General features: G+C 62.1%; 16 protein-coding genes. 9 read left to right on the forward strand and 7 right to left on the reverse strand.

Going from position 1 to position 12963, the window contains the following annotated elements:
* The first annotated feature begins 180 nt into the window (after positions 1–180).
* Together B348_RS0111550 and B348_RS0111555 are read left to right on the forward strand one after the other, a co-directional pair.
* The gene (locus B348_RS0111550; RefSeq protein WP_003189627.1) at positions 181–1026 is read left to right on the forward strand and encodes a MoxR family ATPase; all 846 of its coding nucleotides are present in this window, start codon (positions 181–183) and stop codon (positions 1024–1026) included.
* Complete coding sequence (locus B348_RS0111555) at positions 1026–2204, forward strand: VWA domain-containing protein (RefSeq protein ID WP_017736274.1); 1179 nt, start codon at positions 1026–1028, stop codon at positions 2202–2204. The genes B348_RS0111550 and B348_RS0111555 overlap by 1 nt, the downstream gene beginning before the upstream one ends.
* A 106-nt stretch (positions 2205–2310) precedes the next feature.
* Here B348_RS0111555 and B348_RS0111560 read toward each other — a convergent pair whose 3' ends face one another.
* Genes B348_RS0111560 through B348_RS0111570 form a run of 3 tightly spaced genes read right to left on the reverse strand, consistent with a single transcriptional unit; the run spans position 2311 to position 4663 of the window.
* A complete protein-coding gene (locus B348_RS0111560) occupies positions 2311–3225 on the reverse strand; it encodes a biotin-dependent carboxyltransferase family protein (protein WP_017736275.1) in 915 nt (304 codons plus the stop codon).
* On the reverse strand, positions 3222–3926 hold the full coding sequence (gene pxpB, locus B348_RS0111565) for a 5-oxoprolinase subunit PxpB (protein WP_017736276.1): 705 nt from the start codon (positions 3924–3926) through the stop codon (positions 3222–3224). Before pxpB ends, B348_RS0111560 begins: the two co-directional genes overlap by 4 nt.
* The gene (locus B348_RS0111570; protein WP_017736277.1) at positions 3923–4663 is read right to left on the reverse strand and encodes a 5-oxoprolinase subunit PxpA; all 741 of its coding nucleotides are present in this window, start codon (positions 4661–4663) and stop codon (positions 3923–3925) included. The genes pxpB and B348_RS0111570 overlap by 4 nt, the downstream gene beginning before the upstream one ends.
* Positions 4664–4838: 175 nt before the next feature.
* Between B348_RS0111570 and B348_RS0111575 the strand changes: the two genes are divergently transcribed.
* Positions 4839–5759, forward strand: coding sequence for a LysR family transcriptional regulator (locus B348_RS0111575; protein ID WP_017736278.1), 921 nt, complete (start codon positions 4839–4841; stop codon positions 5757–5759).
* A gap of 111 nt (positions 5760–5870) precedes the next feature.
* On the opposite strand, the gene B348_RS0111580 is transcribed toward B348_RS0111575, so the two are convergent.
* The 3 genes from B348_RS0111580 to B348_RS0111590 are packed head-to-tail and all read right to left on the reverse strand — an operon-like array spanning position 5871 to position 7756.
* A complete protein-coding gene (locus tag B348_RS0111580) occupies positions 5871–6413 on the reverse strand; it encodes a DUF2937 family protein (protein WP_017736279.1) in 543 nt (180 codons plus the stop codon).
* A gap of 11 nt (positions 6414–6424) precedes the next feature.
* On the reverse strand, positions 6425–7201 hold the full coding sequence (locus tag B348_RS0111585) for a class II glutamine amidotransferase (RefSeq protein WP_026136743.1): 777 nt from the start codon (positions 7199–7201) through the stop codon (positions 6425–6427).
* Positions 7202–7222: 21 nt separating this feature from the next.
* Positions 7223–7756, reverse strand: a complete 534-nt coding sequence (locus tag B348_RS0111590) for a hypothetical protein (protein WP_017736281.1) — start codon at positions 7754–7756, stop codon at positions 7223–7225.
* Between the two features lie 24 nt (positions 7757–7780).
* On the opposite strand from B348_RS0111590, the gene B348_RS0111595 reads away from it, so the two are divergent.
* A complete protein-coding gene (locus B348_RS0111595; RefSeq protein WP_017736282.1) occupies positions 7781–9823 on the forward strand; it encodes a S9 family peptidase in 2043 nt (680 codons plus the stop codon).
* Between the two features lie 69 nt (positions 9824–9892).
* Positions 9893–10366 carry a cyclic nucleotide-binding domain-containing protein gene (locus B348_RS0111600; protein WP_017736283.1) on the forward strand — a complete coding sequence of 158 codons (474 nt, stop codon included), beginning with the start codon at positions 9893–9895 and terminating at the stop codon, positions 10364–10366.
* Here the strand turns inward: B348_RS0111600 and B348_RS0111605 are convergent.
* Positions 10363–10647 carry a hypothetical protein gene (locus B348_RS0111605; RefSeq protein ID WP_017736284.1) on the reverse strand — a complete coding sequence of 95 codons (285 nt, stop codon included), beginning with the start codon at positions 10645–10647 and terminating at the stop codon, positions 10363–10365. The two genes, B348_RS0111600 and B348_RS0111605, sit on opposite strands and share 4 nt — an antisense overlap.
* Positions 10648–10725: 78 nt before the next feature.
* On the opposite strand from B348_RS0111605, the gene B348_RS0111610 reads away from it, so the two are divergent.
* The 4 genes from B348_RS0111610 to B348_RS01000000129920 all read left to right on the forward strand — a co-directional run bounded on the left by B348_RS0111610 (position 10726) and on the right by B348_RS01000000129920 (position 12858).
* On the forward strand, positions 10726–11412 hold the full coding sequence (locus B348_RS0111610; protein ID WP_017736285.1) for a spermidine synthase: 687 nt from the start codon (positions 10726–10728) through the stop codon (positions 11410–11412).
* 59 nt (positions 11413–11471) lie between these two features.
* Positions 11472–11846, forward strand: coding sequence for a YajD family HNH nuclease (locus B348_RS0111615; RefSeq protein WP_017736286.1), 375 nt, complete (start codon positions 11472–11474; stop codon positions 11844–11846).
* Positions 11847–12023: 177 nt separating this feature from the next.
* Complete coding sequence (locus tag B348_RS0111620) at positions 12024–12491, forward strand: RNA methyltransferase (protein ID WP_014717486.1); 468 nt, start codon at positions 12024–12026, stop codon at positions 12489–12491.
* A 67-nt stretch (positions 12492–12558) separates the two neighbouring features.
* Complete coding sequence (locus B348_RS01000000129920) at positions 12559–12858, forward strand: DUF2892 domain-containing protein (RefSeq protein WP_017736287.1); 300 nt, start codon at positions 12559–12561, stop codon at positions 12856–12858.
* The last annotated feature ends 105 nt before the right edge of the window (positions 12859–12963 follow it).

The following is a 12963-nucleotide window of genomic DNA, read 5'->3' on the forward strand; positions in this document are numbered from 1 at the left end:
CTGTCAGCTTGAACATCTTTAGCTGATACACCGCTATCGCAGGCAAGCCAGCTCCCACATGGGTACGAGTACACACTTAGGTCGTGACCGCCCATTCAGAGACTGAATAACCCGTCTGCGTTCACAGTCGCCGGGGCTGCGCGGTATAGTCCGGGCATTGATGAATGCGAGGAAACACCGATGAAGTTCGAAGGCACCCAGGCCTACGTTGCCACTGACGACCTGAAACTGGCCGTCAACGCCGCCATCACCCTGGAGCGGCCGCTGCTGGTCAAGGGCGAACCCGGCACCGGCAAGACCATGCTCGCCGAGCAACTGGCCGAATCCTTCGGCGCCAGGCTGATCACCTGGCACATCAAGTCCACCACCAAGGCCCATCAGGGCCTGTACGAGTACGACGCGGTGAGCCGCCTGCGCGACTCGCAACTGGGCGTGGACAAGGTCCACGACGTGCGCAACTACCTGAAAAAGGGCAAGCTCTGGGAAGCCTTCGAGTCCGAGGAGCGGGTGATCCTGCTGATCGATGAAATCGACAAGGCCGACATCGAGTTTCCCAACGACCTGCTGCAAGAACTCGACAAGATGGAGTTCTACGTCTACGAAATCGACGAGACCATCAAGGCGAAGAAACGCCCGATCATCATCATTACCTCCAACAACGAAAAAGAACTGCCGGACGCGTTCCTGCGCCGCTGCTTCTTCCACTACATCGCCTTCCCCGACCGCACCACCCTGCAAAAGATCGTCGATGTGCACTACCCCGACATCAAGAAGGACCTGGTCAGCGAAGCGCTGGACGTGTTCTTCGACGTGCGCAAGGTGCCCGGCCTGAAGAAGAAGCCGTCCACCTCCGAACTGGTGGACTGGCTCAAGCTGCTGATGGCCGACAATATCGGCGAAGCCGTGTTGCGCGAACGCGACCCAACCAAAGCGATCCCGCCGCTGGCCGGCGCCTTGGTGAAGAACGAGCAAGACGTGCAGCTGCTGGAGCGTCTGGCGTTCATGAGCCGTCGCGGTAACCGCTGATGCTGCTCAACCTGTTCAATGAAATGCGCGCCGCCAAGGTGCCGGTGTCGGTGCGCGAGCTGCTCGACTTGATCAACGCCCTGAAAATGCGCGTGACCTTCGCCGACATGGACGAGTTCTACTACTTGGCCCGGGCGATCCTGGTCAAGGACGAGCGGCACTTCGACAAGTTCGACCGGGCTTTCGGCGCCTATTTCAATGGCCTGGAAAAACTCGACGACCACTTGCAGGCGCTGATCCCCGAAGACTGGTTGCGCAAGGAGTTCGAACGTTCGCTGAGCGATGAAGAACGCGCGCAAATCCAATCCCTCGGCGGCCTCGACAAGCTGATCGAAGAGTTCAAGAAACGCCTGGAAGAACAGAAAGAACGCCATGCCGGTGGCAATAAATGGATCGGCACTGGCGGCACCAGCCCGTTCGGTTCCGGCGGCTACAATCCGGAAGGCATTCGCGTCGGCGACGCGGGCAAGCGCCAGGGCAAGGCGGTGAAGGTCTGGGACCAGCGCGAGTACAAGAACCTCGACGACCAGGTGGAACTGGGCACGCGCAACATCAAGATCGCCCTGCGCCGCCTGCGCAAATTCGCGCGCCAGGGTGCGGCGGAAGAGCTGGACATCGACGGCACCATCGACCACACCGCCCGCGACGCCGGTTTGCTGAATATCCAGATGCGCCCGGAGCGGCGCAACACCATCAAGCTGCTGCTGTTGTTCGACATCGGCGGCTCGATGGATGCCCACGTGAAGATCTGCGAAGAGCTGTTCTCGGCGTGCAAGACCGAGTTCAAGCACCTGGAGTACTTCTACTTCCATAACTTCGTGTACGAGTCGGTGTGGAAGAACAATCAGCGCCGCACCTCGGAACGCACCTCCACCCAGGACCTGCTGCACAAGTACGGCGCGGACTACAAAGTGATCTTTATCGGCGATGCGTCGATGGCGCCGTATGAAATCACCCAGGCCGGCGGCAGTGTCGAGCATTGGAATGAAGAGCCGGGGTATGTGTGGATGCAGCGCTTCATGGCCAAGTACAAGAAGCTGATCTGGATTAACCCGTATCCGAAGGACACCTGGGGGTATACGGCGTCGACGGGGATTGTGCGGGAGTTGGTGGAGGATCAGATGTATCCGCTGACCCTTCGAGGGTTGGAAGAAGGGATGCGTTTTCTGTCCAAATAAGCGGTGTATTCGCTGGCGCTATCGCAGGCAAGCCAGCTCCCACAGGGGAATGCATTCCAGCTTTGAAATGCATTCAACTGTGGGAGCTGGCTTGCCTGCGATGCTTTTAGCCATTCAAAAACCGCTGCAAATAGTCGATGTGCTGCCGATGCGCCGTCTCCTGCACCACTGGCGCCAACCTGACCTTCTCCCCCGGCAAACACTGCGCCAGCCGCGCCAGCGCCAACGGCGTCAACGCGCCCAAGCGCGGGTAACCGCCAATCGTCTGCCGATCATTAAGCAACACAATCGGCTGCCCATCCGGCGGCACCTGGATCGCCCCCAACGGAATCCCTTCGGAAATCAGCGACGGCCCCTGGTACTGCAACGGCGTGCCCAGCAGGCGCATGCCCATGCGGTCGGCGCGGCTGTCCAGGGACCACTCGGTGTTGAACGCGTCGAACAGGCTTTGCCCGCTGAACTGGCCGATCTGCGCGCCGACGATCACATCCAACGGTTTATCGGATCGCAGATCCTGCGCACTCAGTACCTTCATGGCGCCGCCTGTACCGGAATAGGCCAGGCGCCCGCCTTCGACCAATGCCTTGCCAAAACCATCCACACCGCCCAGTTCCTCACGCACAACCGTGGCGCAACTGCCCAGCACATCTGGCGCGTCAAACCCGCCCGGTGCAGCGAGATACGCCCGCGCACCGTTGCACGGCTGGGTAAAGCGCAAACGCTGACCCTTTTGCAGGATAAAACTGCGGCCGGGGCTGATGGCCCGTTCGTCGATGTATGCACCCAGATCCGCACCGGCCAACGCCAGCAAGCAATACTCCTCGGCCTGCAGGGTGAAGCCGCCCAGGGTGATTTCCACCACCGGCGCGTGCAACGGGTTGTCCAGCAGCCAGTTGGCCCAAGACATCGACACCCAATCCAGCGCGCCGCCCTGGGTCACGCCGAGGTGGCGCACGCCAAAGCGTCCGGCGTCCTGCAACAGGCACAGCGGTGTGCTGGCCTCGATGATCAAGCGGCTCATGCCTGGGCCTCCAACGCGGTGTCGTCGCCACCCAGCCTGATGAATTCGGCGTGGTCGACGGGCGCGAAACGCACCGTGTCGCCGGGCTGCATCAGGCTGTAGCCATCGCGATCACGGTCGAACAGCTTGGCCGGGGTGCGGCCGATCAGGTTCCAGCCGCCGGGCGATACCACCGGATAGGCGGCGGTTTGCCGTTCGGCGATACCGACGCTACCCGCCGCCACGCGTTTGCGTGGCGTACTCAGGCGCGGCGTGGCGAGGATTTCGTCCACCAGCCCCATAAAGGCAAAACCGGGGGCGAAGCCAAGGGCAAACACCTGGTATTCGTGGGCGCTGTGCTGGCGGATCACCTCATCGACACTCAAGCCGCTGCGCTGGCTGAGCAAGGTCAGCTCAGGGCCGACACTCAGGTCGTACCACACCGGCAGCACATGGCACTGGCCGCTGCCCTGGGCTTGCGGTTGCAGATCCGTCAGGGCTTGATCAATCAATGCCCGCGCCTGGGCCGGGCTCAACGCGGTGAGGTCGTAATGCACCATCAGCGTGGTGTAGGACGGCACCAGGTCCACCAGCGCCGCGCCAAAGCCCTCGCGCAAGCGCTGGGTGGCGGCGAGCATCCACGGCATATTGGCTTCGGCGATGGCGTCAAACAGACGCACCATCAGGCAGTCGATGGCCACTACTTCAATGCGTGGCTTCATGCGTTCTTCAATGCCTCGCGGATACGCTGCACGGCGGCGACCGAACTGGCGTTGTCCCCGTGGACGCACAGGGTATCGGCCTGCAATACCAGCGGGCTGCCGTCGCTGGCGATCAGCGCTTCGCCACGGGAAATGGTCAGGGACTGCTGCACGATGGTTTCGGCATCATGGTGCACGGCACCGGGCAACTGGCGCGAAACCAGATGGCCCTTGTTGTCGTAGGCACGGTCGGCGAACGCTTCGAACCACAGGGTCACGCCGTACTCATCGCCCAGGGCCTGCGCGGCGCTGTTGTCGCGGGTGGCCAGCAGCATCAGCGGCAGGTCGCCGTACGCGGCAACGGCCTGGATCACGGCGCGCAATTGCGTCGGGTTGGCCATCATGTCGTTGTACATCGCGCCGTGGGGTTTGACGTAGCTCACCCGCCCGCCTTGCGCCCGGCAGATGCCGTCGAGGGCGCCGATCTGGTAGTGCAGCAGGTCATGGATTTCCTGCGGCGTGTAGGTCATGGAGCGGCGGCCGAAGCCTTGCAAATCCTGATAGGCGGGGTGTGCGCCCACTTGCACGCCGTGCTTGAGCGCCAGGCTGACAGTCTTGCGCATGATGCTCGGGTCGCCGGCATGGAAACCGCAGGCCACGTTGGCGCAATCGATGAACGGCATGACCTCGGCGTCCAGACTCAGGGTCCAGTTGCCAAAGCTTTCGCCGATGTCGCAATTCAGTAGCAGGCGGCTCACAGTGGTCGCTCCTGTAGGTTTTATTTTTTTGTAGTGTGGGATTTTTTACACAGAACTCGCAACTTGTCCTGACCCCCCTACGACGCTTATCGTGGAATAGCTCGATTTTTGGCGCTGTCCCGGTGCGGCGTCCAACTAATAAAAACCGATCCATGCATAAGAAAAAGTTGATCCCATGAATTTGAAGTTCCTCGAAACCTTCGTCTGGGTGGCCAAGCTCAAGAGCTTTCGCCTGACCGCCGAGAAGTTGTTCACCACCCAGGCCTCGATCTCCAGCCGCATCGCGGTGCTGGAAAGCGAACTGGGGGTGAAGTTGTTTCTGCGCGATTCACGCGGCGTGAGCCTGACCCCGGAAGGCGTGAAGGTGCTCGATTACGCCGAGCAGATGATGGTGACCATGCAGGGCTTGAAGCAGTCCCTGGAGACCACCAGCAGCAAGGTCGGGCGCATCCGCATCGGCGCGATGGACACGGTGATCCACACCTGGCTCAGCCCGTTGGTGGCGGAACTGATGGACCATTTCCCCCTGGTGGAAATCGAATTGGTCGCCGATACCGCATTGAACCTCAGCGATCAGCTGCAAAAAGGCTTCCTCGACCTGATCCTGCAAACCGACCTGCTACGCCTCGAAACCGTGCGCAGCCTGGAGCTGTGCAGCCACCCCATGGCCTGGATCGTCGCCAGCCAGTCGATCTACCACCGCGACTACGCGTCCCTCGCCGAACTGGCCCAGGAGCGCATCATCACCTACTCGAAAAACTCCCACCCGCACCAGGACGTGCTGCGCCTGATGCAGGCCAACGGCGTGGCCGCGCCACGGATGAACTGCGTGAATTCGGTGTCGGCGATTACCCGCTTGCTGCGCGATGGCTTCGGCATCGGCGCGCTGCCGCCGGTGCTGGTGATGGAAGAGCTGGCGCGGGGGGAATTGGTGATGTTGCCGATGGCGCAGAAACTGCCGAACTTGCAGGTGGTGGTGTCATGGCGCGTGGGGGTGGAGTTGGTGGAGGAGATTGTCGGGTTGTGCCAGAAGGTGGTGGCGCGGTATGCGGAGGAAGTCGGCCCCGAGCGGATGCAACTGGCAAAACCCGATTGAAAACTGTGGGAGCTGGCTTGCCTGCGATGGCGGTGAATCAGTGGCAGATAAGCAAGCTGACACACCGCTATCGCAGGCAAGCCAGCTCCCACATTTTGAACTGTGTTTGACTTACAAACCTTTCAGGTCACGCTCTTCAATCGGCCGGCTCTGGCGCAAGCGCTTGCCGCCCAACACCACCCAATCGATCAGCCGGAACAGGCATTCCAGCCCGAACGACAACAGCATCGCCCCGCCCAGCCCCCAGCCCATGGCCTCTGGCGTCAGCAGGATCTGGTAGCTGTAGCCGTTCCAGGTCTCCAGGCGGATATCCGGGTCAGCCGCCACCGCCACTTGCAGCACGCGGATGTACCACGGCCCTTGCATCGCCTGGAATTGCTTGTCCAACGCCACCTGGCGGTCAAGCATCGCGCCCAGGCTGTTGGCGTCGCTCTGGAACACCGGGTCATCACTGGCGCGGTAATGCGCCACCAGGGCCTGCAAGTCACCCTTGAAGAACTGCTGCGCGGTGGCGTCAAACCCGCGCAAGCCGGTCTGGGCCTCGATCAGGTGAGCTTCGACGCGCTTGGCGTAGTCGTTGATAAACCCCGGCACCTGTACGCCGACCAACAAACCGATGGCAAACAACACCAACCGCAGATAGCTGAGCAACATGGTCGATATCCTTACTCGGTGATGCCCTGGCTGACGCATTCACCGCGTCGCCACAGGCTCCATTGGCCCGGTTCGTAGCGGGTCCAGTTTTCGTTGTCGGTCAGTGGCTCGGTGGCGATCACCGTGACCACGTCATTGGGCGTGGTTTCGGCCTGAAAATCGACGATCACGTCGACATCTTTCAAGCGCGCCGGGCCAAACGGCGCGCGACGGGTGATTTGTGCCAGCTTGGTCGAGCAGTAGCAAAACAGCCAGTCGCCGTCGCTGAGCAGGCAATTGAACACGCCTTTGCTGCGGTATTCGGCGCAGGCGGCGATCAGGTCGGGCAGCACCTGCTCGATGTCCACCGGCTCGGGGAAGGCTTCACGCACGCGGTTGAGCAGGTCGCAGAAGGCCGCTTCGCTGTCGGTATCGCCCACCGGCCGATAGAACGTGGCGCGCGGGTTGAAGTCCGCCAGTTGGCCGTTGTGGGCGAAACACCAGTTGCGCCCCCACAGCTCGCGCACGAACGGGTGGGTGTTGGACAGGCACACCTTGCCCACGTTGGCCTGGCGGATATGGCCAATCACCACTTCACTTTTGATCGGATAACGCTGCACCAGCAGCGCGACTTCCGACTCACTGCTCGCCGCCGGGTCCTGGAACAGACGCAGGCCACGGCCTTCATAAAAGGCAATGCCCCAACCGTCACGATGGGGGCCGGTGCGGCCACCACGCTGCATCAGCCCGGTAAAGCTGAACACGATGTCGGTGGGGACGTTGGCACTCATGCCCAATAATTCACACATGCCAGGGCTCTCGCTACAACGTTAAAGGCGCGGTTCGACGCGCATGCCGCTCACAGGGGCCGGGCGGTGGAAAGGTTCGTCATCATCCTCGGCCGGCTCGGCGGCCAGGGCGGCATCGGCGGCGGCCTTGCGCTCGCGGCGGGCCTTGGCGGCGCGCTCGATGGGCCAGCGGATCAGCACGATCACCAGGTACACGGCAAAGGCGATCATCGTGTACATGAACAAGTCGGAAATGGCCCGCCAGGCGTTGTTGCCGACCTTGAGCACCAGGTCCAGCGCGGTGATGGCCACGGCGGGGGCGAACTGGGTCTTGACCGGGTCGACGATGGTCGGGCTGAACAGCAACACCGCCATCAGCAATTGCAGCGGCTCGCGCAGCCAGCGCCAGATCCAGCGGGTCATGCGCCACCACACCAACAGGCAGCCCAAAGCGGCGAAGGCGTAGAGGCCCCAAGCGGTCAGATAGTCGTTCTCGGTCATGGTGTCCATGGCAACGTAGGCAAACAGGCGGCTATGATAACGGCTTTTGCGTGTCGCGGCTGTAAAGCCTGCCACCGTCCGCCAGATAGAGATTAATCCATGCCTACATCGCCCGCTCCGATTGCCCGCAAGGCCCCAGGCCAGGATCCTTACGCCTGGTTGCAGGAACGCGACAGCACTGAAGTCCTCGATTACCTCAAGGCCGAAAACGCCTGGCAGGAAGCCCAGCTCGCCGACCAGCAGGCCCTGCGTGAAACCCTGTTCGACGAGATCAAGGGCCGCATCCTCGAAACCGACCTGTCCCTGCCTTCACCGTGGGGGCCGTACCTGTATTACACGCGCACCACCGCCGGTGACGAATACGCCCGCCACTACCGCTGCCGCCGCCCGGCGGATGACAGCAACCAGGTGGACGACAGCAGCGAAGAGCTGCTGCTGGACCCGAACGTGCTGGCCAACGGCGGCTTTTTCTCCCTGGGCGCGTTCAGCATCAGCCCCGACCACCAGCGCCTGGCCTACAGCCTGGATACCAGTGGTGAAGAGATTTTCACCCTGTACGTGAAGGAATTGGCCACCGGCAAAGTCAGCGAACTGGAGTTCGAAGACTGCGACGGCAGCATGACCTGGGCCAATGACAGCCTGACCCTGTTCTTCGGCGAGCTGGACGATACCCATCGCCCGCACAAGCTGTATCGCTATCGCCTGGACGGCACGGCGGCGCAGGAAGTGTTCCACGAGCCCGACGGACGTTTCTTCCTGCATTGCTACCGTTCCAGCTCCGAACGCCAGTTGCTGCTGGCCCTGGGCAGCAAGACCACCAGCGAAATCTGGGCGCTGGACGCCGAGCAGCCACACCTCGACTTCACCTGCCTGGCACCACGGGTCGAGGACCATGAATACGACGTCGACCACGGCCAACTGAATGGCGCCTGGACCTGGTTTATCCGCAGCAACCGTGACGGCATCAACTACGCCTTGTTCACCGCGACCGACATTGGCGACGTGCCGACCGAGGCCGAGTGGCAGAACCTGATCCCCCACAGCGACGACGTGATGCTCGACGGCGTGAGCCTCAATGCCCACGCCATGACCTTGAGCCTGCGCATAGGTGGCCTGCCGGTGATCGAAGTGCATCCAGAGGGTCTGCCTGCCTATCGCGTGGAATTGCCCGACGCCGCCTACAGCCTCTACGTACAAAACAGCCTGGAATTTCCCAGCGACAAGATCCGCCTGCGCTACGAAGCCCTGAACCGTCCGGCCCAGGTACGCCAGTTGGAACTGGCCAGTGGCACGCAAGTCGTGCTCAAGGAAACCCCGGTACTGGGCGTGTTCAACGCCGACGACTATGTCAGCCAACGCCTGTGGGCGACGTCCGCCGACGGTACCCAGGTGCCCATCAGCCTGGTGGTCAAGCGTGACCAGCTGGGCAAGCCGACGCCGCTGTACCTGTACGGCTACGGCGCCTACGGTTCGAGCCTCGACCCATGGTTCTCCCACGCGCGCCTGAGCCTGCTGGACCGCGGCGTCGCGTTTGCCATTGCGCATGTGCGCGGCGGCGGCGAGCTGGGTGAGGCCTGGTACCGCAACGGCAAGCAGGAACATAAACAAAACACCTTCAGCGACTTTATCGCCTGCGCCGAACACCTGATCGCCGAGGGCTTGACCACCTCCAAGCAACTGGCCATCAGCGGCGGCAGCGCCGGCGGCCTGTTGATCGGTGCGGTGCTCAACCAGCGCCCGGAGCTGTTCCAGGCTGCGATTGCCGAAGTGCCGTTCGTCGACGTGCTCAACACCATGCTCGACCCCGACCTGCCGCTGACCATCACCGAGTACGACGAGTGGGGCAACCCGCAAGAGCCTGAAGTGTACGAGCGGATAAAAGCCTACGCGCCGTACGAAAACGTCCGCGCCCAGGCTTATCCGCACCTGCTGGTGATCGCCGGCTACAACGACAGCCGCGTGCAGTACTGGGAAGCGGCCAAGTGGGTGGCCAAGCTGCGCGATACCAAGACCGACGACAACCTGCTGCTGCTCAAGACCGAACTCGGCGCCGGCCACGGGGGCATGAGCGGGCGTTACCAGGGATTACGTGACGTAGCCCTCGAATATGCATTTGTGTTCAAGGCGCTGGGGCTGATTTAGGAACTATGCGCGGCGGTCCTGTCTGAACACAGGACCGCCCTACACGATTGACGGACCCAGATTGCCGCTATGCCAGAACCGACCTTACTCAATAACGAAATCCGCGACATGCTCATGGACTGCGGCCTGTTCGATGCCCTGCTGCCGGAAGATTTTCACATCGCCGCCGGCTACTTCAATATCAGCAGCATGGCCCGGGACGAAGTGATCTTCCTCGAAGGCGATGCCGGCACCTTTATGTGCATCATCCACAGCGGCCAGGTGGCGGTGCAGAAAGCCAACCCCAGCGGTCAGCGCCTGACCATCGCCACCCTGCGCAGCGGGCGGGCGTTTGGCGAAATGGCGGTGCTCGATGGCGAGCGGCGCTCCGCCAGTTGCGTGGCCGCTTCGGAGTGTGTGCTGTTGAACCTGGGCAAGGACTCCCTGGAAAAAATGCTCAATGACGCACCCAGGGTTGCCGCGAAGATTATCCGCGCCATCGCCATTGCCCTGTCCAAGCGCCTGCGCATGGCCGACGGGCAATTGCTCTCCCAGCAGTTTTAACCGCCCGGGGTCTTCGGTTTACTGTCGTTCTGCTGCAAGCCGGGCACGGTCTGGTCTTTCGGCGGCGTCGGCAATACGATCGGCACCAGCGCGGGGGAACCGTTGGCCGTGGCCTTGGGCGCGACCGGCGGGGTGACCTGCGGGTACAACGTCGGCGTCGGCGTGCCCGGTGCGCCTGGGGTTGGCGCCGGCGCGACCGGCACGGTTTGCAACTCCTGAGCCTGCGCCGCACCCAATGTGAGCGCGCTCAACACAATGACCGTTAGAATGCTGCACTTCATCGATGGCTCCATGGCCTGACCGGAATGCCACAAGGCTACTCCCAACCGCGCAAGAATGCCCTTCCCAATGAGATTTCCATGAAACGTTTCGTTCTGCTGGACACCACCCCGATCCCCGACAACGGCGGTGCCTTGTGCCTGTTCGAATACGGCGAGGATTTTGTGATCAAGATCCAGGGCGGTGACGGCGGCCAATTGATGAACACGCGCATGCACGGCTCCGAAGACGCGCTGGCGGAGATCCCCTGCCGCAAGGTCGCCGGGCGCGCGGATTCGCGGGTGCTGATCGGCGGCCTGGGCATGGGCTTCACCCTGGCCTCGGCGCTCAAGCATCTGGGCAAGACCGCCAAAGTGGTGGTCGCCGAGTTGGTACCCGGCGTGGTGGAGTGGAACCGTGGCCCGCTGGGGGAAAAATCCGGCCGCCCGCTGCTGGACCCGCGCACGGTGATCCGCATGGAAGACGTGGCCAAAGTGCTGCAAGCCGAACCCCAGGGGTTTGACGCGATCATGCTCGACGTCGACAACGGCCCCGAAGGCCTCACGCAAAAAGCCAACAGCTGGCTGTACTCCGCCGGTGGCCTGGCCGCCTGCGCCAAGGCCCTGCGGCCCAAGGGCGTGCTGGCGGTGTGGTCGGCCAGTGCCGACAAGCTGTTCAGCGACAAACTGCGCAAGGCCGGCTTCAAGGCCGAAGAAGTGCAGGTGTTCGCCCACGGCAACAAAGGCACCCGCCATACCATCTGGATTGCCGAAAAGCTCAAGGGCTAACTGCGCCGAGAACGGCTAGAATCAAGCCTTACCGTGACCACCAAAATATAGGAGCCATGATGAGCTCAACCAACCCGCCCTCCCACACCGCCAAGCTGGACCGCATCCTCGCCGATGCCCAGCGCGACCGGGAAATGGGCTACCGCGACAAAGCGCTGAAGATGTACCCCCACGTGTGCGGCCGCTGCACCCGTGAGTTCTCCGGCAAGCGCCTGAGCGAACTGACCGTGCACCACCGCAACCATAACCATGATGACAACCCCCAGGACGGCTCCAACTGGGAGTTGCTGTGCCTGTATTGCCACGATAACGAGCACTCGCGGTATACCGACCAGCAGTATTTCAGCGAAGGGTCGACCAGCAGCCCGACGATTGCCAAGGCCACGCATAACCCGTTTGCGGCGTTGGCTGGACTGATGAAGAAAGACGACTGAGATCTTCTTTGTCGGTACTGGCCTCATCGCAGGCAAGCCAGCTCCCACAGTTGACTGCATTTCAACGTTGGAATGCAGTCAACTGTGGGAGCTGGCTTGCCTGCGATAGCGATCCCCCAAGCACCACAACCCTCAGCACCGTATAATCGCGTTTTTTCCGCCAAGGCACCCTTCCCCGTGGGCAATAAACGCTACAGCTGCATCGGTCTGTACAACCCCAAATCCCCCGAAAACGTCGGCTCGGTGATGCGCGCCGCCGGCTGCTACGGCGTGGCCTCGGTGTTCTACACCGGCGTGCGTTACGAGCGTGCGCGGGATTTCATCACCGACACCAAGAAGGTCCACCACGACATTCCGCTGATCGGCATCGATGACTTGAAAAAGATCCTGCCCCTGGGCTGCATCCCGGTCGCCGTGGAGCTGGTGGACGGCGCCCGGCCGCTGCCCGAATACACCCACCCCGACCGCGCGCTGTACATCTTCGGCCCCGAGGACGGCTCCCTCGACAAAGAGATCCGCGACTGGTGTGAAGACGTGGTCTACATCCCGACCACCGGCTGCATGAACCTCGCCGCCACCGTCAACGTGGTGCTCTACGACCGCCTGGCCAAGGGCAACAACACCCGTTCAGGCCCCAAGTACTGAGTTTGCGGGAACATCCGGCGCCTGCGGGCGGTCAGCTACGTATCACTCGCCTTGTTGGAGACAGATCATGAACGACAGCAAAAACGTGCACGGCTTGGAACGCATCGGCTCCGTGGCCGGTGGCGTGATGATGGTGGGCAAAGGCCTGCGCCGTGGTGGGATTTTCGGTTTGATCCAGGTGGCGATTGGCGGCGTGGCGCTGGCCCGTGGGTTTACGGGGCACAGCTCGCTCAAGGACAAGCTGGAGCAGGGGCGCCAGGAGATGAATACGGTTCGCACGAAGATCGAGCGCGTGGGGGCTGAGCTGAAAAACCTGAAGACTCCGGCTGAAGTGGCTGCCGAAAAACCGGTTAAATCAATCGGCTAACCCCAATCCCATGTGGGAGCGGGCTTGCCCGCGATGGCAGTGTGTCAGCCAATACATCTGGCACAGGTAGACCGCTATCGCAGGCAAGCCAGCTCCCACATTGAT

This window comes from Pseudomonas sp. CBZ-4, from assembly GCF_000346755.1.
Taxonomy (GTDB): Bacteria; Pseudomonadota; Gammaproteobacteria; order Pseudomonadales; family Pseudomonadaceae; genus Aquipseudomonas.

Bases quoted from the DNA above. Each gene is read 5' to 3' on its own strand.
- B348_RS01000000129920 (WP_017736287.1), top strand. From the start codon at position 12,559: ATGAACGACAGCAAAAACGTGCACGGCTTGGAACGCATCGGCTCCGTG.
- B348_RS0111595 (WP_017736282.1), top strand. From the start codon at position 7,781: ATGCCTACATCGCCCGCTCCGATTGCCCGCAAGGCCCCAGGCCAGGAT.
- B348_RS0111550 (WP_003189627.1), top strand. From the start codon at position 181: ATGAAGTTCGAAGGCACCCAGGCCTACGTTGCCACTGACGACCTGAAA.
- B348_RS0111605 (WP_017736284.1), bottom strand. From the start codon at position 10,647: ATGAAGTGCAGCATTCTAACGGTCATTGTGTTGAGCGCGCTCACATTG.
- B348_RS0111575 (WP_017736278.1), top strand. From the start codon at position 4,839: ATGAATTTGAAGTTCCTCGAAACCTTCGTCTGGGTGGCCAAGCTCAAG.
- B348_RS0111615 (WP_017736286.1), top strand. From the start codon at position 11,472: ATGAGCTCAACCAACCCGCCCTCCCACACCGCCAAGCTGGACCGCATC.
- B348_RS0111555 (WP_017736274.1), top strand. From the start codon at position 1,026: ATGCTGCTCAACCTGTTCAATGAAATGCGCGCCGCCAAGGTGCCGGTG.
- B348_RS0111580 (WP_017736279.1), bottom strand. From the start codon at position 6,413: ATGTTGCTCAGCTATCTGCGGTTGGTGTTGTTTGCCATCGGTTTGTTG.
- B348_RS0111585 (WP_026136743.1), bottom strand. From the start codon at position 7,201: ATGTGTGAATTATTGGGCATGAGTGCCAACGTCCCCACCGACATCGTG.
- B348_RS0111600 (WP_017736283.1), top strand. From the start codon at position 9,893: ATGCCAGAACCGACCTTACTCAATAACGAAATCCGCGACATGCTCATG.
- pxpB (WP_017736276.1), bottom strand. From the start codon at position 3,926: ATGAAGCCACGCATTGAAGTAGTGGCCATCGACTGCCTGATGGTGCGT.
- B348_RS0111560 (WP_017736275.1), bottom strand. From the start codon at position 3,225: ATGAGCCGCTTGATCATCGAGGCCAGCACACCGCTGTGCCTGTTGCAG.
- B348_RS0111610 (WP_017736285.1), top strand. From the start codon at position 10,726: ATGAAACGTTTCGTTCTGCTGGACACCACCCCGATCCCCGACAACGGC.